The following is a 19,789-nucleotide window of genomic DNA, read 5'->3' on the forward strand; positions in this document are numbered from 1 at the left end:
CAAATATTCGATTCTCCGGGAGTTAAGCTTTATCACTTTGCCGGTGTTTCCGGTTTTCGGTAATCAAATTGCACACTTTCCGGAACGGGCTGCGCACCTCGTTTTCCCGATTGTCAGAAAGGGGAGCTTAAACCGTGAAAAGAGTCAATTCAAAATCGATCAAGATTTCGGATGAAATAGAAAAACGGACGAAAAGAGGGTTATTGTAATTTCCATTCCCACACTCGATGCGGGATCGCAAAGAAACAGACGGTATCATAATCCTCAACAGAGCCGTCAGGCTCTACTTCCGGCCTAAGCTGGTGAGCGTTAAGCGCAGAGACCGCAGTGAGCGGCAGGAGCGTCTGCTGTAGGGGTCGTTCGCGAACGACCCTTACGACGCGACAGCGAACGAAGGGAACGGAGTAGCGAAGCAGGTTTGGCCTTGACTTTTTGGTTACTTTTGGGTCAAGCCAAAAGTAACATATCTTTGTTAGTCCAGATTAAATCCGTATTTTTGCAGAAAAATAGAATTATATGACTGAAACCCTCGCATATATAAAAGAATCTTTGAAGGACTTGTATCCACCTTCCGAGATCAGTAGCCTGGTCCGTCTGATCATGGAGCGGGTGAGTAATATCCAGCCGCATCATTTTCTATTCTGTAAAGATAAGGTACTGCCCGAAGCCGAAAAGAACCGGATTCACGAGATCGTCGAACGGCTGAAAGAGATGGAGCCTATACAATATATATTAGGCACAGCCGATTTCTACAGCCTGCAATTCGAAGTGAACCCGTCTGTCCTGATACCACGGCCGGAAACGGAAGAGCTGGTCGAACAGGTCATCATCGACAACGAAGGGAAAAAGATAAAAATATTGGATATCGGTACAGGCAGCGGCTGTATCGCCGTCACGTTGCGCAAACACCTGAAGCAAGCCAGCATTATCGCAACAGATATCTCGACAGAAGCATTGGACACGGCTCGCAGGAACGCCAAACGTAACAACGCTACGATTACTTTTATCCAGACAGATATCCTGAACCCCGAAAAAGCGGAAATGGATATCCCGTTCATACTGGATGTCATCGTCAGCAATCCTCCTTATATTAAGGAAGAGGAAAAGATCGATATGGAAAGGAACGTGCTCGACTACGAACCGCATATCGCCCTCTTCGTGCCGGACAACGACCCGTTGCTGTACTATTGGCACATTGCCCATTTCGGAAAGAAAAAACTGAGAAGGAACGGACGGCTCTATTTCGAGATCAATGCCGCCTACGGCTCGATGGTCGTCGAAATGCTCGAGGAAGAAGGGTATAAAGACATCGAACTGATCCAGGATTTGTCCGGCAAAGACCGGATCGTAAAAGCACGGAAATGAAGCAACTCAGCGAACCTGAAATGCTTCACCGGGTAGCCGCCTATTGTTCTGCCGCCGAACGTTGCATCCAAGATGTGGAAAAGAAAATCAAAGCGGCGGGGTTGACCGGGGAAGAAAGCGACCGCATCATCGCCCGCCTGCTGAAAGAACGTTTCATCGACGAAAGCCGCTTCGCCCGTTATTTCGTAAACGACAAACTGCGCTTCAACAAATGGGGACGTATCAAAATCAGCTATGAACTCCAAAGGAAAGGCATTCCGGCGGATATCCGCACGGAAGCATTAGCCGGCATAGACGAACAGGAATATCAGGATATCCTGTTCTCCCTCTTGAAAAGCAAGAAGAAAACAACCCGGGGCAAAGACGAACGGGAGACTTACATCAAACTACTCCGTTTCGCCGCCGGACGCGGATTCGAGGGACGGGACACAAGCCGTTGCCTGAAGCAGCTTTTCAACGGGAATGACTATGATGAAGACACTTTTGAATGATCTCCTGAACCTTTTCTTCCCACGCCTGTGCCTGCTCTGCCAGACGCCTTTGGTAAAAGGGGAAGAACATATCTGCCTGCATTGCTCGAACAATTTGCCTTATACGCATTTCACAGACCTAAAGACAAACGCAGCCTGCCGGTTGTTCGAAGGGAAAGTCCCTTTTGTCGCCGCCACCGCCCTACTCCGTTTCGAGCATGGAGGATACGGGCAAAAGCTGATCCACTCCCTGAAATATCACGGAAATAAGGAGTTAGGATATCAATTAGGCCGTAGGGCTGCAATCGCTTGTCAGAAAGCCGGGCTGTTTGACACGGTCGACGTCCTGCTCCCCGTCCCCCTTCATCCGGAAAGGCTGAAACAAAGGGGATATAATCAGTCGGAATGGATTGCACGGGGCATTCAATCCGTCACCGGAATACCGGTCGACACCACCTCCGTTTCCCGCATCAAAAAGACGGAAAGCCAGACACGCAAGCAAGTGTACGAACGGCAGAAAAACGTAGAAAATATCTTCCGGCTGAACGACTCCGAAGCATTGAAAAACAGGCATGCCCTATTGGTGGACGACGTGATCACAACCGGCTCGACATTCCTCGCCTGTGCCGCTTCAATACAGGCAGTTCCCGGTATCCGGATCAGTTTTTTAGGGATAACCATCGCCTGAGAAACACGAATTTGCCGGAAACCTGTTATACAATATGTATGGCTTATTTTTTTCAAGAACTACAAGGTTATCTCATTCCCTTTATCTACCTTTGCGGACTGATATAAACATATTATATTTATTAGGTTGTATGAAAACACTGGAAAGATTAGTAGCAGAGAGATTATTAAAGATTAAGGCGGTTAAACTGCAGCCGGCCAATCCTTTCACATGGGCATCCGGTTGGAAATCACCAATCTACAATGACAACAGAAAAACGCTTTCCTATCCGGAAATCAGAAGTTTCATCAAGTTGGAACTGGCTCGCACAATCAGCGAAAAATACGAAAATGCCGATGCTATCGCCGGTGTTGCAACCGGAGCTATCGCTCAGGGAGCATTGGTAGCCGACCTGTTGGGCCTGCCGTTCGTATATATCCGCTCCACTCCTAAAGATCATGGGTTGGAAAACCTGATCGAAGGCGAACTGAAACCGGGTTCAAAGGTTGTGATTGTTGAAGATTTGGTTTCTACAGGTGGCAGCAGTTTGAAAGCAGTACAGGCCGTTCGTAATTTCGGTTGCGATGTAGCCGGTATGGTTGCGATCTTCACGTATGGTTTCCCTGTTGCAGTAGAAGCTTTCAGAGATGCAAAAGTAACTTTGACAACGCTGAGTAACTACGACGCAGTCCTGGAAGAGGCTTTGCGTACGGATTACATCGACGAGTCCGAAATCGCGATCCTTCAGGAATGGCGCAAAGACCCGGCTAACTGGAATCCGGGAGTATAATTGAAACAGAATGACTGAATTTGTTAGTGAAGTAAAAGCGATCCCCTTTAATGAGGATCGTATTTTTAATATGCTGTCCGACCTCTCCAACCTGGAAAAGGTGCAGGACCGCATACCTCAAGATAAGATTAAAGATTTCGAGTTCGACAAAGACTCTTGCAGTTTCAACGTCGCACCCGTAGGTAAGATAACCTTCCAGATCGTAGAACGCGAACCGAACAAGACGATCAAGTTCACGACGACGAATTCTCCCGTCCCCCTGTTCCTCTGGATACAGCTGAAACAGATGGAAGAGAATGACACACGGATGAAAATGACCGTCCGCGCCGATCTGAATCCGTTTATCAAGCCAATGGTATCAAAACCGTTGCAGGATGCAGTCGATAAGATATCGACGCTGTTGGCATCCCTGCCTTATTAATTGTATTTTTAATGGCTCAGAAACTTTGGGAAAAAAATGTTCAGGTAGACCAGGAAGTGGATACCTTTACGGTAGGTAAAGACCGGGAGATGGATCTCTATCTGGCTAAGTACGATGTGCTTGGCTCGATGGCTCATATCACCATGCTGGAAAGCATCGGACTACTTACCCGGGAGGAACTGACCGTCCTGCTTGCCGAACTGAAAAATATTTATGCCGTTGCCGACAGCGGCCGGTTTGTCATTGAAGAGGGTGTGGAAGATGTCCACTCGCAAGTGGAACTGATGCTGACACGCCGCTTGGGTGATACGGGGAAAAAGATACACAGCGGCCGGTCGCGTAACGACCAGGTGTTGCTGGACCTGAAACTGTTCACCCGTGCGCAGATACAGGAAATAGTGGAACTCGTATCCGGCCTGTTCGAGGTGTTGATCTCGCAGAGTAACCGGTATAAAGAGGTACTGCTTCCCGGATATACGCATTTACAGATCGCCATGCCGTCATCGTTCGGACTTTGGTTCGGCGCTTATGCCGAAAGCCTTGCCGACGACCTGCAACTGATGCAGGCGGCCTATAAGGTTTGCAACCGTAACCCGCTCGGCTCTGCCGCCGGATACGGATCTTCTTTCCCGCTGAAGCGCCAGATGACAACAGACTTGCTTGGCTTCGACTCGCTCGACTACAACGTCGTGTATGCACAGATGGGACGTGGCAAGATGGAGCGCACCGTAGCTTTCGCTATGGCGGGCATTGCCGCCACATTGTCCAAATTAGCTTTTGACGCCTGCATGTTCAACAGCCAGAACTTCGGCTTTATCAAGTTGCCGGACCAGTTCACGACAGGTTCCAGCATCATGCCGCATAAAAAGAATCCGGACGTATTCGAGCTGACACGTGCCAAATGCAATAAGTTGCAGGGATTACCCCAACAGATCACGCTGATCAGCAACAATCTTCCGTCGGGTTACTTCCGTGACCTGCAGATCATAAAAGAAGTATTCCTTCCCGCCTTCGACGAACTGAAGGACTGCCTCCGTATGGTTACGCATATGATGCGGGAGGTGAAAGTGAACGAGCATATCCTGGACGACGACAAATACGCACTTCTTTTCAGCGTGGAAGAGGTCAACCGCCTCGTGCTTGAAGGCGTACCTTTCCGGGATGCCTACAAGCAGGTCGGCCTGAACATCGAAGCCGGAAAGTTTACCCCTGTTAAGGAAGTCAGCCATACGCACGAAGGAAGTATCGGTAATCTGTGCAATGATCAGATTTCCGCCCTGATGCAAAATATTGTGGACGGTTTCGCGTTTAATAGAGTAAACGAAGCTGAACGACAGCTGTTATCCGAATAAACGATGAAACGATTTTTATCCTGCTTACTTGTATTATTGGCTCTTTCGTGTTCTAAATTTGAGGAATCGGACATTCCTTACGCACTGGTCTATTTAAATATCGACCTGCGGTATCAGGACAAGGATTTAGTTGGTTTATACAATCATAAATCCATTACAAAACCCCGTACAGCCGGAGAAAAAACCGGATATGCGGGTGTATTGGTCGTATGCGGTATCGATGCGAGTGGTAAAACGACTTATTATGCCTATGATCTTTGTTGTCCGCACGAAGCAAAAAGAAATATCATTATAGAAGCAGATAATGCTGGTAAAGCGACTTGTCCGGAATGCGGAACTGAATTTGATATCGGCTATGGCACAGGTGCCCCGACAAAGGGAGTTTCCAAATATCCGTTGAGAAGATATGCAGTATCCTCCACATCGGCGAGCGGCCAAGAATGGGTGGTGATGAATTTGAACTAAAAATGCGAGGTTGGGCACAACTTTTTCATCCAAATATTTGCAGAAACAAAAAAATCATCTACCTTTGCACTCGCAAACGAAAACAATGCAACAACGCGGAAGTAGCTCAGTTGGTAGAGCATAACCTTGCCAAGGTTAGGGTCGCGGGTTCGAGTCCCGTCTTCCGCTCATCTCTTAAGAGAAAGGGATGCTCGAATGGTGGAATCGGTAGACACGAAGGACTTAAAATCCTTTGGCCATTGCGGCTGTGCGGGTTCAAGTCCCGCTTCGAGTACGATACAGACGCACGGCCGTGCGTCTCAACAGATTACATTTTGCGGAAGTAGCTCAGTTGGTAGAGCATAACCTTGCCAAGGTTAGGGTCGCGGGTTCGAGTCCCGTCTTCCGCTCGCTTCCAAAAGGCCTCGTTATTCTCAGGAATAGCGGGGCTTTTTACTATAACAAAAAACTAACATCGAAATAAACGATACTCATTATGAAGAAGGGACTCCTTTATGCAATCATCGCTTCCGTTCTGTGGGCTATTGTAACGCCATTCATCAAGCAAGGACTCAGTTATGATTTTACTCCGATGAATTTTGCCGGAATACGGTTTACGCTTGTCGGCATCATTCTATTTGCCTACACTTGGCATAAAGGGATGTGGCGGGAGATCAAACAAAACAGCAGGCTATTCCTCAACCTGATTCTGATCAATATGTTTTTAGGATATACAGCCTTTTATATAGGCGTGGACTTCGTCAGCGGAGCCATCTCTTCCATAATCATGGGGATGACACCGCTCATCAATGTCCTGCTTGCCCACCTTATCGCCCGCAATGACAAACTGAATATCTATAAGACCTGTAGCCTGCTGGTCAGTTTAATCGGCCTGTTCCTGATTATCGGGATGGGAAGCGATGGCAAGCCGCTGGACACGAAAGGCATTGCCGGCGTCGTTCTCCTGCTGCTCAATATCATTTTGCAAGGCTATTCGGCCATATCTGTTTCTGAAGATAAGGGGAAGGTAAATCCGATATTTCTGAATGCGGTTCAGATGTTCTTCGGCGGATTGCTTATTTACATTGTCGGAGTGTCTGTTGAAGGCTTCCATCCTTTCATCGGCAAACCGGCAGGGTTCTACATCAGTCTCGGCGTATTGGTCTTTATTTCCGTCTTTGCCTTCAGTTTCTGGTTCATGGCGTTGCAAGATGCGAAAAGCAAAGTATCGGACCTCAATATGTGCCGCCTTATCAATCCCATACTGGGAGCTGTCCTGAGTTGGATCATGCTGGCCGATGAATATCCGACGTTCAGCACTGTCACCGGTATGCTGATCATTGTCAGTTCATTAATCATCTATTTCAAGGGAGAAACGTTGGTTAAACGGATAAAAAATAAAGGGACACAGACGTAAAGTCCATGTCCCTTCTCCATATTGAATATCAATTATCCTCTCAAAGCCGCATCCATCGCCGCAGCCGCCTTGCGACCGTCTCCCATTGCCAGGATTACGGTTGCGCCGCCACGGACAATATCGCCGCCGGCATATACATCGGGCAGCGTCGAACGCATGCTTTCTTCGTTTACCACAATCGTACCCTTGCGGCTTACTTCCAACCCTTGGAAGGCACGCGGGATAAGCGGGTTCGGGGAAACACCGACACTGACAATCACTTCGTCCACATCGATCGTTTCGATCGCTCCCTCTACAGGCACAGGACGACGACGCCCGGAAGCATCCGGTTCGCCCAGTTCCATCTTCTGCAGGCGCATCTGTTTGACACGGCCGCGTTCGTCGCCGATATATTCAACCGGGTTATGCAAAGTCATAAACTCTACGCCCTCCTCTTTGGCATGTTTTACCTCTTCCAGGCGGGCAGGCATTTCTTCTTCGCTACGACGATACACAATCATGGCACGCTCGGCACCCAGACGGCGAGCCGTACGGACAGAGTCCATCGCCGTGTTACCACCACCGATAACCGCCACCTTCTTACCCTGCAATACAGGCGTATCGCTTTCCGGGTTGGCTGCATCCATCAGGTTGACACGTGTCAGGTATTCGTTGGACGACATGACGCCGACCAGGTTCTCGCCCGGTATATCCATAAAGTTCGGCAGTCCGGCTCCGCTGGCGGCAAAGATGCCTTTGAAACCATCGGCGTGCAAGTCTTCGTAGCTGATCGTCTTGCCAACAATACAGTTGGTCAGGAACTGCACACCCATCTTACGCAATCCGTCTATCTCGACATCCACAATCTTATTCGGCAAGCGGAATTCAGGAATACCATATTTCAGTACGCCCCCGATCTCATGCAACGCTTCGAAAACCGTCACATCATACCCGCGTTTCGCCATATCGCCGGCAAAGGAAAGACCGGCAGGGCCGGAGCCGACAACCGCAATCTTAATGCCATTCTTTTCCGCCACTTCAGGCACAGAGATGTTACCGCTTTCACGCTCGTAGTCGGCAGCAAAGCGTTCCAGATACCCGATAGCGACAGCCTGTTTCCCCATCTTCAGGTGGATACATTTGCTTTCGCACTGCTTTTCCTGCGGACATACACGGCCGCAAACGGCAGGCAGGGCACTGGTTTCTTTCAGCACTTTGGCCGCTTCTAAGAACTCGCCCCGTTCGATGTTCTTGACAAAAGTCGGGATATTGATACTTACCGGACATCCTTGCATACAAGTCGGATTCGGACAGTCCAGGCAACGCTGCGCTTCCTGCACGGCCTGTTCAGCCGTCAAACCGAGGTTCACCTCTTCCAGGCGGGTATGGCTGCGGTATTCCGCATCCAGTTCATTCATCTCTACACGGGGAATATCCGTGCGTTCTTTATTCTTTTTGCTTTTCCGCAGTGCTTCCCTCCAGGGTTCGGCACGACGGGCGGCGATCAGTTCTTCTGTTGTCATTTGTTTATCGTGGTTTTGTTATTTCTTTTCAATATCTTTATAAGCACCGAGGCGCATCAGCATCTCGTCGAAGTCCACCTGGTGGGCGTCGAATTCGGGACCGTCCACACACACAAACTTGGTCTTTCCACCGACCGTGATACGGCAAGCGCCGCACATTCCGGTTCCGTCTACCATGATCGTATTCAGGGAAGCGACCGTCGGTATTTCATATTTCTTCGTCAGGGCAGAGACAAACTTCATCATAATAGCCGGGCCGATCGTCACACACAGATCCACTTTTTCCCGGTTGATGACACTCTCGACCCCATTCGTTACCAATCCTTTCGTGCCGTAAGAACCATCGTCTGTCATCACAATCACTTCATCCGAATTAGCACGCATCTGTTCTTCCAGGATAACCAGGTCTTTCGTACGGGCAGCCAACACCACGATCACGCGGTTTCCCGCCTTATGGAAAGCCTCGACAATGGGCAACAAAGGTGCCACTCCCACACCGCCACCGGCACAAACGACTGTCCCGACTTTCTCGATATGGGTAGCTTGCCCCAACGGACCTACCAAGTCGGTAATATAATCACCGACATTCAGTTCACAGATCTTCTTCGACGAACCGCCTACAGCCTGAATCACGAGTGTGATCGTTCCTTTTGTCGTATCAGCTCCGGCGATAGTGAGGGGAATGCGTTCTCCCTTTTCCCCTACCTTCACGATAACAAAGTGGCCTGCCTTACGGGAGCGGGCGATCAGAGGAGCCTCTACCTCCAGTTTCACCACGTTGGCAGAGAAATGCTCTTTACTTACAATTTTATTCATTATAATCGCTACTATTGATAGATTGTTTTGTTGATTTGGTTGCAAAAATACATTTAAAAACCGAAAATCATAGTATTTTGCCAAACAAAAAGGACTTATTCGAACAAACCTTCATCACGGATCAGCATCAGGATGGCCGAATGCGGAACAATCAGGAACTTTTCCTCGTTAAAATTGATTTCATAAGCCGTATTCTGTAGAAACACAGCCAGGTCGCCCTCGTGTGCCTGCAAAGGCAGGTAATGCACTTCCCCGTCCTTCTTCTTTTCCCAGACTTCGTGCTCCTCGCTCTGCGAAGGAAGTGGGAAACCGGGGCCGACTTTGATGATATATCCGCTCTGTATCTTTTCCTGCTGAACGGTAGGCGGCAAATACAGGCCCGACTTCGTCTGGCTTTGCGGATTCTTCGGCTTGATAAGCACTTTATCGCCTACCATCAGGAACTTATCGATGTCTTTCTGATCTATTGCTAATTGCATAACTAAATATATAAAGAATAATTTACGAGAACAAAGATACAAAATGCTGTACATTCCTTCAAAAAGAATAGGCATCCTTTTGGAAAGAGATGCTGACCGCTTTCCAAAAGGATGCCTACTCTATATTTATGGGACAGGGACTGGTTTTGCGTACGAAAAAACTTAGATCGAACGTCCCTTAAAGACATTGGACTGATCCGAAGGATAGAGGTAACCGGTAAACGAGATACGGTTACTGTTGAAGTTCGGACTGACAGTTGCCGTACATTTATTCGTTCCTTTCACCATGCGGATGGTCACATTTGCGGAAACAGCGACACCTTGCACCATCATGTTGAGTGTGACATTTCCTTTCTTATCAGTCTTCATTTCGACATTCGAGGCGCTACCGTCCACCGTAATACCTCCGATACCGTTAGGACCGGCAGCGGCGGTATTGAATGACAACTGAATCGTAGCCCTGTCTCCCTTCATGGAAACGAAGTTCGTACTCGGGGTGACATAAACAAATCGGCCGCGTTTAAATTCGACACGTTCGGCTTCCAACACAAAATCTTTTTCTTTCAGTGCTTGCACGCCCTGTTCGAACAAGGCCATCTGTTCTGCTGCTTCAGCAGCTTTCTTAGCTTCTTTTTCCGCTTTCTTGGCAGCCTTATCGGCAGCTTTATCCTGCTGGGCCATCATGGTTCCCGCGCTAAAGAGCAGGATTGACAGTAATAATAATACTCTTTTCATACTTCTTATTCTTTTAGTTATAACCTAATCAATCTACTTTTATATAGTAGACAACCAAGATAACAAAAAGTTCAACCCAAGCCCTTACTTTTCATGTTTTTAACATGATACCACAGAAACAGCCAAGCCGTGACCGCCGCAATGAAATCGGAAAAGGGAGCCGCATACCAGACGCCATCCAAGCCCCAGAAACGGGAGAACAGCAACATGGCCGGTATCAGGAACAGGACCTGACGGCTCAGACTCAAAAACATAGCTTTCCAAGCAATCCCGATACTCTGGAAAAACTGGCTGATCGATATCTGCGAACCGACCACAATGAACACCAGTAAACTGATCCGCAAACCGTTGGCCGTCACATCCAGCAAGGCCGGATCGTTCGTAAAGGCACGGGCTATCAGTTTCGGAAATGCCACGCTACAGAAACAGCCGATCCCCATAATGATAGTAGCCGCGATGATGACTAAGCGCAGCGTCTCCTGCACCCGGTCGTATTTCTTTGCCCCGAAATTATAACCGACAATCGGCTGCATCCCTTGTGCAATCCCGATAACCAACATGACTAAAAGCATCCCGACACTGGAAATAATGCCGTTCGCCCCCAATGCCAAATCTCCTCCGTGCTGTTTCAAGGCATAATTCTGGATTACAACAACCAGACTACCCGCCAGCTGCATGGCAAACGGTGAAACACCGATCGTCAGGATATTCCACACCACATGGCGTTCCAGACGGAACGTTCCCCTATGGAAACGCACGATACTGTCTTTCTGTACAAAATGGTTCATCACAAAGAGCGTACAAAGCAACATCGAGATAATTGTCGCAACAGCCGCCCCCTTGATTCCCATATCCAGCCAGAAGATAAAGATCGGATCGAGAATGACGTTAGCCACCGCCCCGATCAACATGGTAAACATCGCTTTCTTCGGATAGCCGGAAGCGCGCATCACGGCGTTAAAGCCAAAGCTGAGCGAAGTCAGGATCGTACCGGGAACGACGATATTCAAATAGTCTTTCGCATACGGAATCGTCTGCTCGCTTCCACCGAATGCGAGCAAAAGGTCTTCCATCCAGATCATGCAAGGCACTACGGTTACGATTGTGATAAGAAAAGTAAGCGTAAAAGCATTCCCCAACACTTTCTCCGCCATATCATTCGCTTTCCGCCCCAAATGGATGGACACACGTGTTGCGGCACCAGCACCGACCAGCATCCCGAATGCCTGAAGGAATAACAAAATAGGGAATGTCAATGTAAGCCCCGCCATTGCCAACGGGCCAACTCCCTGGCCGATGAAAATACGGTCTACAATGTTATAAAGCGCATTGACCATTGTACCGATCACTGCCGGTATCGCGTAATGTAACAATAATCGGCTGATCTTCTCATTCTCCAGCCGCCATGTTATTTCGTTTGCCATATTTATATCTTCAAATCTAAATTAAACCTTTGTTTCTTCCCGATGGAAATAAACTTCCATGCCCAGGAAACTCTTTTTCCATGCCCAGGAAATTCTTTTTTCATGCCCATGGACTTTTTACCGCCTCTACTAAACCGGCAACTGTCGAAAGTACCTTTGCCGCACCATCCGGAAATGTGACAATCAGCTCATGCGGACTCCGGCAATCGACATTCAGCTGTCCTTCTTTCACCGGAGAAGGACGAAATCCATTTCGGATCAGAGCATTCCCGACCCAATAGGAAGCTAAGAAATCACCCTCCACACCTATCGGCAAGGTTGGCGCTTCGGTATTCAGCTTTCCGGTTGCAGGGTCGAACACGATACCTTCTTTTCCGAAAAAGGATTCAAAAGCCCCGCTCATAATCAAATCTTCAGGTGTTCCGCAAGCCATCGGACGCCCTTTCTCCTGCAACCAAAGGCAATCGCCCATCTGGATAGCTAAGTCCAGGTCGTGTGTGGAAAGCAAAATTGCTTTTTCCTGTTCGACAGCCAGGCGATGCAGCAAGACCATCGTTTCGATGCGGCTCGTCACATCCAGGAAGGCAGTCGGCTCGTCCAGCAAGATAATCGGGCACTGCTGCGCCAAAGCTTTGGCGATCATGGCTTTCTGCCGCTCTCCGTCACTCAGTTCCGAGACGTAGTTATGCGCTTTATGAGCGATACCGGCGGCATCGAGTGACTGTTCTATGATTTCACGATCCTGCTTCTTCAACTGTCCGAAGAAACCGGTATAAGGATGACGCCCCAACGAGACAAGTTCATACACGGTAATTCCCCCCGCATTTGTCTTTTCTGTCAATACAACACCGACTGTCAGGGAAAAGTTCGCTTGCGAATAATCGGATAGCGGCCTGCCCATCAACCGGATTTCCCCACCAAGCGGAGGCTGGAAACCGCAGAGTGTACGGAGCAAAGTCGACTTTCCGGCTCCGTTCAGCCCTAACAGGCAGGTGACTTCTCCCGGAACAAGTTGCAGGTTCAAATCATCGTGCACGACCTTCCGCTTACCGCCTTTCAACAGGTAGCCGATACTCAGTCCTTTTGTTTCTATTGCAAATGTTTCCATCCAGTCGTCAGTCAAAGTATTGTATGTTCTTCCGGTTCACAATCACATAAATAATCACGGGCGCACCTAACATCGGGGTTACGGCGTTCAACGGAAGAATATTGTTCGTCCCCGGTAACACCATCAGCAAATTACAAAGCAAAGCAATGCAAGAACCGGTCAATAGTGTAACGGGAACCAGCATCTTATGATTGGACGATCCCAACATCAGACGTGCGACATGAGGAACCGCCAAGCCGATAAAAGAGATCGGGCCGCAAAAAGCTGTCGTCGTAGCCGTTAACAATCCGGTACACAGCAGGATCAGAATGCGCGTACGTTTGATCTTGATTCCTAAATTGGCCGCATACATCTCGCCCAAAAGCAACGCATTCAGCGGTTTTATCAACAGAATCGCCAACAGCAAACCAGCAAAGGTAAAACCCGTAAAATAAGGAAGTTGCTGCAAAGACACGCCCGAGAAGTTTCCCAACCCCCACATGACAAAGGCATGCACCTTATCCGTCGACGCATAATAATTCAACACCGAAATCAGGGAAGAAGCTAAATAACCGATCATAATGCCGATAATCAGCAGCATGACGTTATTCTTCACCTTTGCCGAGAAATAGATAATCAAGCCTAAAATACAAGCCGCCCCGCCAAATGCCGCCAAGATAACAGCTAAATAACCGCTGATCGGCAAATCCGAGACCATGCTCAACGAACCTCCGAAATAGAGCATAATCGCCGCAACTCCTAAATTAGCCCCGTCACTGATACCCAATATGGAAGGACCGGCCAGCGGATTCCGGAACAAAGTCTGCAACAGCAAACCGCTGACCGCCAGCGAAGCACCCGCCAACAATGCCGTTACCGCCTGCGGCAAACGGCTCTGCAACACGATATTCTGCCACGCAAGCCGCTCCGTCCCTTCTCCTGACAATATCTTCACCACACTTTCAAGCGGGATCGACACGGCACCATAAACCAGCCCGCCTGCAAACAGCAGCAACAGGAGGCCGAACAGGAACGGATAAAAAAGAAAGGCTTGCTTTTTCATGCCTGCAAAGATAATGCTTTTTTAGTTGTCCAATCTAATACTTTTAGCTACCTTGCACACCTAATTAAAAACCAAAAGATTATGACATATATCGAACTTAAAAAGCAAAACCTGATTGAACGCCTGAACGCCATTTCAGATGAAAGCCTGCTCGATGACATCGAACAGCTACTTAACGAGCGGGAAACTGTACTCCATTTCTCCCCTGAGTTGAAAGAAAACATAGATAAAGCATTGGAACAGATGCGGAATGGAGAGATTTACAGCGAAGAAGAAATGGATAAATTTTTCGACAAATGGTTAGCTACAGACGAAGCATAAGTTGGACGGAAAAAGCCCGCTTGGATATAAAAGATATTTTCAAGTTTTACGATCAGCGTAACGGGAATAAGCGATACAGTAAAAAGCTAAAAGACTGTTTCAAAGAGGCAGCCAAGCAAGCGTCCCTATTTCCTTTGTCCGGACAAGGCACAGAATATCCTCACGTCCGCTATATCGTTGTTATGCCTTATTATTCCCTCTTCTACCATTTCAACAATCAAGCCATAACGGTCCTTGTATTATGGGATAACCGCCGTGAACCGTCACGTCTGACTTATACGCTACGTAATCTCTCCCCACAATATCTGTGCGAGCCGGAAGTTCCATACGGAAAGCAGCATAAACCTGATTCCGGGAGTGGGAAATGAATAGTAAAGACAAAACATTTTGCGCAACATCCTTTAACGATTAGAAAAATATATTTACCTTAGCACCTTGAATGCAATGCTGCTAATGTTATATACTATGAGAAGAATCATCATATCACTCATCATGCTCCTGGGATTCTGTTCCGGCATATACCCGATTTATTTCAAACACATAGGTATGCAGGAAGGTCTGTCACAACTATCCGTAATGGCGATCTACCAAGACCAGTTAGGCAGGATGTGGTTTGGAACCGAAGAAGGCATCAGCATATACAACGGAGTCCAAACAATTGTATATAAGCCGTCCGAATACTACCGCGAGAATACGAACCCGATCGGAAACCAGACCCATTTCATTGCCGGAGACAAAGACGGGAATGTCTTTTTCGATTCCGATAATGCTTTAATCCGCTATGACATCCGGACACAAAAATTCTCCTGCCTGCGGGAATCCGGCGTAGTCGGTATCTCGTCCATCAAAGGAGTCATTTGGGTCGGCGCTACGGATTCGCTTTTCACCTGGAATCCGGAGACAGAGAAACTGGATTTTGCAATGAAGCTGGAATACAGTAACCAACGTTTAACCTGTATGAAAGAAGATTCCAACGGCCAGTACTGGATAGGGACGACAGACGGACTGTATGTAAAGAAAGAAGGCGAACCTCTTACCAGCGTGATACCGGGAGAAGATATCTACAGTATATATGAAGATTCACGCTACAACCTCTGGATCTCCATCCGCATGAACGGGATGTATAAAAAAGACGTGTATGGAAATTTCACCCGTTACCGTTATGATCCGTCGAATCCTAACAATATCTCGAGTAACCAAGTACGGGATTTCGCCGAAGACAATTTCGGTAATATCTGGATCGGGACATTCACAGGACTCAACAAATACAACCCGATCAGTGGCAAGTTCGAAGTTTACGCCCGTAATCCCCTACCCGGCAGCATGACACATTCATCGGTATTCCCTATCTATAAAGACAGACAAGGAACGATCTGGCTGGGTACATATTACGGCGGAGTCAATTATTTCAATCCGGGAACCGACCTCTTTACGGTCTATACAGCCAATAATGCCAGAAACGATTGCTTGAACTATCCTTTTGTCGGTAAAATGGTAGAAGATAAAGACGATAATGTCTGGATATGCACCGAAGGCGGCGGCCTGCACTTTTTCGACCGGAAAACAAAAACGTTTACCTACTTCATGGCCGACGAAAGCCGCAACTCCATCGCCCATAACAACCTGAAAGCAATCGCCTACAGTCCGGAACGCAATAAACTGTATATCGGAACCCACACCGGAGGGCTTTCTATTTATGATATCAAGAATAAGAAATTCAAAAATCCCTATTTCGAAGATCCTTCCTATGCCGTAATTGCCGGCGACCGTATCAACAATATGTGTATCTACAACGATGAACTGATATGCACAGGGCCGAAAGGTATTTTTAAAATGAACCTGGATACAGAAAAGGTTGCACCGCTGTTCAATAGTGGCAAATATTACGGGAACACCTGCTTTTGGGTCGATTCCAAAGGCTATTTATGGTTGGCATACGGCAAAGGCGTCTGGAAAATCAACCTGAAAGACGAAACGGATCAGATTCAATTCCGTTCAGGAGAAAACGGGTTGGGGGCATTTCCCATTTCACAAATAATCGAAGACAAGCAAGGGAGAATCTTCCTCGGAACACGTGGGTCCGGACTGTTCTATTATGACGAGAATAAGAACCAATTCATCGGATATACGACAGAAAACAGCTTTATCGCCAGCAACTATTGTTATGAGCTTGCCTTGTCAACGATAGACCAACTGGTGATAACCGGAGACAAAGGAATTACATTCTTCGATCCGGACCAGAACCTGTTTAAGGTTGTCGAGCTGGGAACAGCTCTGCCTCTGTCCGGGATAAATACAGGTTGTGGTATTCTGGTTTGTAGAAACGGAGAAATATTTGTCGGCAGCAGTAACGGCATGGCAACATTCTTTGAACAGCAGCTATTCAATTCGACCAAAGATTACCAACTGTTCTTTTCAGATCTGTATATCAACAACGAACCGGTTATTGCAAATGACCACAATAAAGTGTTGAACACGGCTCTGCCTTATACCCGGGAAATAGAATTGGCACATAATCAGAATAACCTGATCCTTACGTTTACATCCAACAACTATGTAAACACATTGAAAAAGGCCGCTTACGAATATATGCTGGAGGGGTTCGACAAAAAATGGGTTCCGAGCAAGGACAACAATATTTCCTATACGAACTTAAATCCGGGAAAATACACATTGATCGTCCGGGAAATACAGTACGATCCCAACCAGGAACATCCCCGCACCATCAAAATGGATATCCATATCCATTCCCCCTGGTATGCTTCCAAACTTGCCTATTTCCTCTATTTGGTTTTGATAGCAAGCATATTGTATAGTTTCTACCGCTTCAAAAAATCACAGTTCATGCTGCAAACATCCCTGGAAATGGAACGAAAAGAAAAAGAGGCGATCGAAGAGTTGAATCAAGCGAAATTGCAGTTCTTCTCCAACATTTCGCATGAATTCCGGACACCGTTGACACTGATCATCTCGCAGATAGAACTGTTGTTGCAAAGCAGTTCTTTATCTCCTTCCGTGTACAACAAACTGCTGAAAGTATATCGGAACACCTATCATATGCGGAACCTGATCAGCGAACTGCTGGATTTCCGCAAACTGGAGCAAGGACACATGAAACTGAAAGTTTACGAACAGAACATCGTACCTTTCCTGAAAGAAATCTATCTCTCCTTTTATGAATATGCGTCCAGCCGTTCCATCACCTATAAGTTTACAGCTCCGGAAGACGACATACCCTGCTGGTTCGATCCGAAACAGATGCAGAAAGTTTTCTATAACCTGCTATCCAACGCATTCAAATACACAAAACCGAATGCAACCATCGAAATGATCCTGGAAAGCAAGGAAAAAGAAGTTATCATCAAAGTAATCGACAACGGCGTCGGGATCAACAAAGAGGATATCGACAAAATATTCGACCGTTTCTACCAGGCGGAAAACGGCATATCGAATATTACCAAAACGCCCAGTACAGGTATCGGGCTTGCCTTGACCAAGAATATTATCGAACTGCATCACGGGACGATACAAGTCGAAAGTACTCCCGGCTACGGCAGTATTTTCATTGTCCGCCTGTTAAAAGGTTCCGCTCAGTTCACCGACACGGAACGGGCACAGGAAAAACTGGAAGACCAGCAAGACAGCCTCGTTCCCGATACGGTCGCGTTCACAGACCATATGGAAGAGTTCACCGACACCGATCAGAAAGATATGCTGATAATAGAAGGAGACGACTCGCCCCGCAGCATTCTGTTGGTGGAAGACAACGAGGAATTACTTCAAATCCTCAATTCCCTGTTCTCGCCAACCTATCGTGTCATATTGGCCCGCAACGGGAAAGAAGGACTGGAAAAGGCGCGTGAAGAAAGACCGGATATCATTGTCAGTGATGTCATGATGCCGGAGATGTCGGGTACGGAAATGTGCATGAAGATAAAAAACGATTTCGACGTATGCCACATTCCGGTTGTCCTGCTCACAGCCCTCACCTCAGCCGAGCAAAGCATAGAAGGCCTGCAACGGGGTGCCGACGACTATATCAACAAACCGTTCAATGCAAAAGTCCTGCAAGCACGCTGTAACAACCTGGTGCGCAACCGCATCATCCTGCAGAAGAAATTCAGCCAGCAGAAAGACTTCGACGCACAATCGTTAGCAAGCAACCCGATAGACCAGAAGTTCCTGGATACAGTTAATTCGATTATTGAAAAGAATCTGGATAATATCGACTTCGACATGAACATGATGGCACGTGAATTAGGACTCAGCCGAAGCTCTTTGTATGCCAAGTTCAAAGCGTTGACAGGCATGACTCCTAACGATTTTGTCCTCAACTGCAAACTAAAACGGGCTGCCACCATGTTGGTCAACAGCCCGGATTTACAAATTGCTGATATTTCCGATCAATTGGGCTTCGGTTCTCCGCGCTATTTTACGCGCTGTTTCAAAGCCCAGTTCGAGATAACCCCGGCAGAATACCGGAAGAAGACAGAGTCTCCTACTTGAACACCTGAATCATCGGACGGCCGATCCAAACCTGCGGTTGCTTCAGGCCGAAGATATAGGCGATAGTGGACGCACAGTCGAACTGCATCATGCTTTCCTGAAACTCATAGCCTTTCTTAATTCCCTTACCGGAAATAATAAAGGCTGTTTCCATTTCTTCCATCGTCTTGCCGCCATGTCCTTTTTTGATACCGCCATGATCGGCTGTAACGATAAAGATGGTTTCATTCAGCATGCCTGCTTCTTTGACAGCTTCGACGATCTGTCCGATATAGCCGTCCAATTCCTTCAGTTTCGCATAGTATTCCGGCGTGTCGTGTCCGGCAGAATGTCCGGTATGATCCGGCTCGTCGAACACGATATTCACCAGGTTCGGACGGGATTGCTTGATATATTCGACTGCATATTTTGTAGTAGCCGGACTTTGCGGTTTCTCCGTGACGTGCTTGTCATAGTTCAGCGCCAGCGTATCGCACACATAGCGGATTCCAGCCCATTCACAGATACAACCGATTTCAGCTTTCGGATCTGACCGGCGAAGCAAGCCGAACACAGTCGGGAAGATACCGTCTTCGTCCAGAACACGGGAAGGCAATTCCGGAGTTTGCGACCCCCATTCCGTATAACCGTGCAGTTCAGGCCCTGCGCCCATATACATGGAAGCCCAGTTTACCGCACTGGATGAGGGCAATACAGAACGTTTTTTCAATGTATAAGACCCGTCGGCCATCAGTTTTTTCACATTCGGCATATCAGCCTTATTCACACTATAAGCGCCCCAGCCATCCAGACCGATCAGCACTACATGTTTGGCTTTCCACTTTGCAGCCATCGAAGCATCGGCAAACAACATAAGAAATGCCAATGCAAAAATCAATTTTCCTATTTTCATACTATTTCTATTAAGTAATATCCCGTAAATCCAAGTAT

Annotated in this window: 19 protein-coding genes and 3 tRNA genes; 14 read left to right on the top strand and 8 right to left on the bottom strand. The window is 47.6% G+C overall.

What is annotated here, in order from left to right; translation table 11 throughout:
• Positions 1–516 precede the first annotated feature (516 nt).
• The 11 genes from prmC (at position 517) to DWU89_RS17585 (ending at position 6,926) form a co-directional block, all read left to right on the top strand.
• Positions 517–1,365, top strand: a complete 849-nt coding sequence (gene prmC / locus DWU89_RS17535; protein WP_115500932.1) for a peptide chain release factor N(5)-glutamine methyltransferase — start codon at positions 517–519, stop codon at positions 1,363–1,365.
• Positions 1,362–1,856: a regulatory protein RecX gene (locus DWU89_RS17540; RefSeq protein ID WP_115500933.1), complete on the top strand. Its 495-nt coding sequence runs from the start codon at positions 1,362–1,364 to the stop codon at positions 1,854–1,856. The genes prmC and DWU89_RS17540 overlap by 4 nt, the downstream gene beginning before the upstream one ends.
• Positions 1,834–2,523 carry a ComF family protein gene (locus tag DWU89_RS17545; RefSeq protein WP_244205942.1) on the top strand — a complete coding sequence of 230 codons (690 nt, stop codon included), beginning with the start codon at positions 1,834–1,836 and terminating at the stop codon, positions 2,521–2,523. The genes DWU89_RS17540 and DWU89_RS17545 overlap by 23 nt, the downstream gene beginning before the upstream one ends.
• 130 nt (positions 2,524–2,653) lie before the next feature.
• On the top strand, positions 2,654–3,292 hold the full coding sequence (gene pyrE, locus DWU89_RS17550) for an orotate phosphoribosyltransferase (RefSeq protein WP_115500935.1): 639 nt from the start codon (positions 2,654–2,656) through the stop codon (positions 3,290–3,292).
• Positions 3,293–3,302: 10 nt separating this feature from the next.
• Positions 3,303–3,713, top strand: coding sequence for an SRPBCC family protein (locus tag DWU89_RS17555; RefSeq protein WP_115500936.1), 411 nt, complete (start codon positions 3,303–3,305; stop codon positions 3,711–3,713).
• Between the two features lie 11 nt (positions 3,714–3,724).
• Positions 3,725–5,065 (top strand): argininosuccinate lyase, encoded by a 1,341-nt coding sequence (argH, locus tag DWU89_RS17560; RefSeq protein ID WP_115500937.1) that lies wholly within the window; start codon positions 3,725–3,727, stop codon positions 5,063–5,065.
• Between the two features lie 3 nt (positions 5,066–5,068).
• A complete protein-coding gene (locus DWU89_RS17565) occupies positions 5,069–5,530 on the top strand; it encodes a Rieske (2Fe-2S) protein (protein ID WP_115500938.1) in 462 nt (153 codons plus the stop codon).
• A gap of 95 nt (positions 5,531–5,625) precedes the next feature.
• Positions 5,626–5,698 (top strand) — tRNA-Gly (locus DWU89_RS17570).
• Between the two features lie 21 nt (positions 5,699–5,719).
• A tRNA-Leu gene (locus tag DWU89_RS17575) sits at positions 5,720–5,804 on the top strand.
• Between the two features lie 42 nt (positions 5,805–5,846).
• Positions 5,847–5,919, top strand: a tRNA-Gly gene (locus DWU89_RS17580).
• Between the two features lie 86 nt (positions 5,920–6,005).
• Complete coding sequence (locus tag DWU89_RS17585) at positions 6,006–6,926, top strand: DMT family transporter (protein WP_115500939.1); 921 nt, start codon at positions 6,006–6,008, stop codon at positions 6,924–6,926.
• A 32-nt stretch (positions 6,927–6,958) separates the two neighbouring features.
• Here the strand turns inward: DWU89_RS17585 and gltA are convergent, their stop codons facing one another.
• From gltA to DWU89_RS17615, 7 genes are all read right to left on the bottom strand, one after another.
• Positions 6,959–8,428: an NADPH-dependent glutamate synthase gene (gene gltA / locus DWU89_RS20925; protein ID WP_187574947.1), complete on the bottom strand. Its 1,470-nt coding sequence runs from the start codon at positions 8,426–8,428 to the stop codon at positions 6,959–6,961.
• A gap of 18 nt (positions 8,429–8,446) precedes the next feature.
• Complete coding sequence (locus DWU89_RS20930) at positions 8,447–9,244, bottom strand: sulfide/dihydroorotate dehydrogenase-like FAD/NAD-binding protein (RefSeq protein WP_122344383.1); 798 nt, start codon at positions 9,242–9,244, stop codon at positions 8,447–8,449.
• Positions 9,245–9,339: 95 nt separating this feature from the next.
• Positions 9,340–9,723: a co-chaperone GroES gene (locus DWU89_RS17595; RefSeq protein WP_115500949.1), complete on the bottom strand. Its 384-nt coding sequence runs from the start codon at positions 9,721–9,723 to the stop codon at positions 9,340–9,342.
• 162 nt (positions 9,724–9,885) lie between these two features.
• Entirely contained in the window at positions 9,886–10,458 is a 573-nt protein-coding gene (locus DWU89_RS17600; RefSeq protein WP_115500940.1) for a DUF4251 domain-containing protein, read from the bottom strand.
• Positions 10,459–10,529: 71 nt separating this feature from the next.
• Positions 10,530–11,882, bottom strand: coding sequence for an MATE family efflux transporter (locus DWU89_RS17605; RefSeq protein ID WP_115500941.1), 1,353 nt, complete (start codon positions 11,880–11,882; stop codon positions 10,530–10,532).
• 100 nt (positions 11,883–11,982) lie between these two features.
• Positions 11,983–12,990: an ABC transporter ATP-binding protein gene (locus tag DWU89_RS17610; RefSeq protein ID WP_115500950.1), complete on the bottom strand. Its 1,008-nt coding sequence runs from the start codon at positions 12,988–12,990 to the stop codon at positions 11,983–11,985.
• A 7-nt stretch (positions 12,991–12,997) separates the two neighbouring features.
• Positions 12,998–14,032 (bottom strand): iron ABC transporter permease, encoded by a 1,035-nt coding sequence (locus DWU89_RS17615; protein ID WP_115500942.1) that lies wholly within the window; start codon positions 14,030–14,032, stop codon positions 12,998–13,000.
• Between the two features lie 81 nt (positions 14,033–14,113).
• Here DWU89_RS17615 and DWU89_RS17620 point away from each other — a divergent pair, with 81 nt between their 5' ends.
• The 3 genes from DWU89_RS17620 (at position 14,114) to DWU89_RS17630 (ending at position 18,859) form a co-directional block, all read left to right on the top strand.
• Positions 14,114–14,353 carry a hypothetical protein gene (locus DWU89_RS17620; RefSeq protein WP_115500943.1) on the top strand — a complete coding sequence of 80 codons (240 nt, stop codon included), beginning with the start codon at positions 14,114–14,116 and terminating at the stop codon, positions 14,351–14,353.
• Complete coding sequence (locus tag DWU89_RS17625; protein ID WP_115500944.1) at positions 14,329–14,721, top strand: type II toxin-antitoxin system RelE/ParE family toxin; 393 nt, start codon at positions 14,329–14,331, stop codon at positions 14,719–14,721. The genes DWU89_RS17620 and DWU89_RS17625 overlap by 25 nt, the downstream gene beginning before the upstream one ends.
• A gap of 97 nt (positions 14,722–14,818) precedes the next feature.
• Positions 14,819–18,859: a hybrid sensor histidine kinase/response regulator transcription factor gene (locus DWU89_RS17630; protein ID WP_115500951.1), complete on the top strand. Its 4,041-nt coding sequence runs from the start codon at positions 14,819–14,821 to the stop codon at positions 18,857–18,859.
• On the opposite strand, the gene DWU89_RS17635 is transcribed toward DWU89_RS17630, so the two are convergent.
• Positions 18,852–19,751 (bottom strand): alkaline phosphatase, encoded by a 900-nt coding sequence (locus tag DWU89_RS17635; protein ID WP_115500945.1) that lies wholly within the window; start codon positions 19,749–19,751, stop codon positions 18,852–18,854. The two genes, DWU89_RS17630 and DWU89_RS17635, sit on opposite strands and share 8 nt — an antisense overlap.
• Between the last annotated feature and the right edge of the window lie 38 nt (positions 19,752–19,789).

The sequence above is a fragment of the Parabacteroides acidifaciens genome (assembly GCF_003363715.1).
Taxonomy (GTDB): Bacteria; Bacteroidota; Bacteroidia; order Bacteroidales; family Tannerellaceae; genus Parabacteroides; species Parabacteroides acidifaciens.

What these genes read in the sequence shown, in the direction of transcription:
- DWU89_RS17615 (WP_115500942.1), bottom strand. Translation starts at nt 14,032, where the DNA reads ATGAAAAAGCAAGCCTTTCTTTTTTATCCGTTCCTGTTCGGCCTCCTG.
- DWU89_RS17585 (WP_115500939.1), top strand. Translation starts at nt 6,006, where the DNA reads ATGAAGAAGGGACTCCTTTATGCAATCATCGCTTCCGTTCTGTGGGCT.
- DWU89_RS17565 (WP_115500938.1), top strand. Translation starts at nt 5,069, where the DNA reads ATGAAACGATTTTTATCCTGCTTACTTGTATTATTGGCTCTTTCGTGT.
- DWU89_RS17620 (WP_115500943.1), top strand. Translation starts at nt 14,114, where the DNA reads ATGACATATATCGAACTTAAAAAGCAAAACCTGATTGAACGCCTGAAC.
- DWU89_RS20930 (WP_122344383.1), bottom strand. Translation starts at nt 9,244, where the DNA reads ATGAATAAAATTGTAAGTAAAGAGCATTTCTCTGCCAACGTGGTGAAA.
- DWU89_RS17610 (WP_115500950.1), bottom strand. Translation starts at nt 12,990, where the DNA reads ATGGAAACATTTGCAATAGAAACAAAAGGACTGAGTATCGGCTACCTG.
- gltA (WP_187574947.1), bottom strand. Translation starts at nt 8,428, where the DNA reads ATGACAACAGAAGAACTGATCGCCGCCCGTCGTGCCGAACCCTGGAGG.
- argH (WP_115500937.1), top strand. Translation starts at nt 3,725, where the DNA reads ATGGCTCAGAAACTTTGGGAAAAAAATGTTCAGGTAGACCAGGAAGTG.
- pyrE (WP_115500935.1), top strand. Translation starts at nt 2,654, where the DNA reads ATGAAAACACTGGAAAGATTAGTAGCAGAGAGATTATTAAAGATTAAG.
- prmC (WP_115500932.1), top strand. Translation starts at nt 517, where the DNA reads ATGACTGAAACCCTCGCATATATAAAAGAATCTTTGAAGGACTTGTAT.
- DWU89_RS17555 (WP_115500936.1), top strand. Translation starts at nt 3,303, where the DNA reads ATGACTGAATTTGTTAGTGAAGTAAAAGCGATCCCCTTTAATGAGGAT.
- DWU89_RS17605 (WP_115500941.1), bottom strand. Translation starts at nt 11,882, where the DNA reads ATGGCAAACGAAATAACATGGCGGCTGGAGAATGAGAAGATCAGCCGA.
- DWU89_RS17545 (WP_244205942.1), top strand. Translation starts at nt 1,834, where the DNA reads ATGATGAAGACACTTTTGAATGATCTCCTGAACCTTTTCTTCCCACGC.
- DWU89_RS17630 (WP_115500951.1), top strand. Translation starts at nt 14,819, where the DNA reads ATGAGAAGAATCATCATATCACTCATCATGCTCCTGGGATTCTGTTCC.
- DWU89_RS17540 (WP_115500933.1), top strand. Translation starts at nt 1,362, where the DNA reads ATGAAGCAACTCAGCGAACCTGAAATGCTTCACCGGGTAGCCGCCTAT.
- DWU89_RS17635 (WP_115500945.1), bottom strand. Translation starts at nt 19,751, where the DNA reads ATGAAAATAGGAAAATTGATTTTTGCATTGGCATTTCTTATGTTGTTT.
- DWU89_RS17600 (WP_115500940.1), bottom strand. Translation starts at nt 10,458, where the DNA reads ATGAAAAGAGTATTATTATTACTGTCAATCCTGCTCTTTAGCGCGGGA.
- DWU89_RS17625 (WP_115500944.1), top strand. Translation starts at nt 14,329, where the DNA reads ATGGTTAGCTACAGACGAAGCATAAGTTGGACGGAAAAAGCCCGCTTG.
- DWU89_RS17595 (WP_115500949.1), bottom strand. Translation starts at nt 9,723, where the DNA reads ATGCAATTAGCAATAGATCAGAAAGACATCGATAAGTTCCTGATGGTA.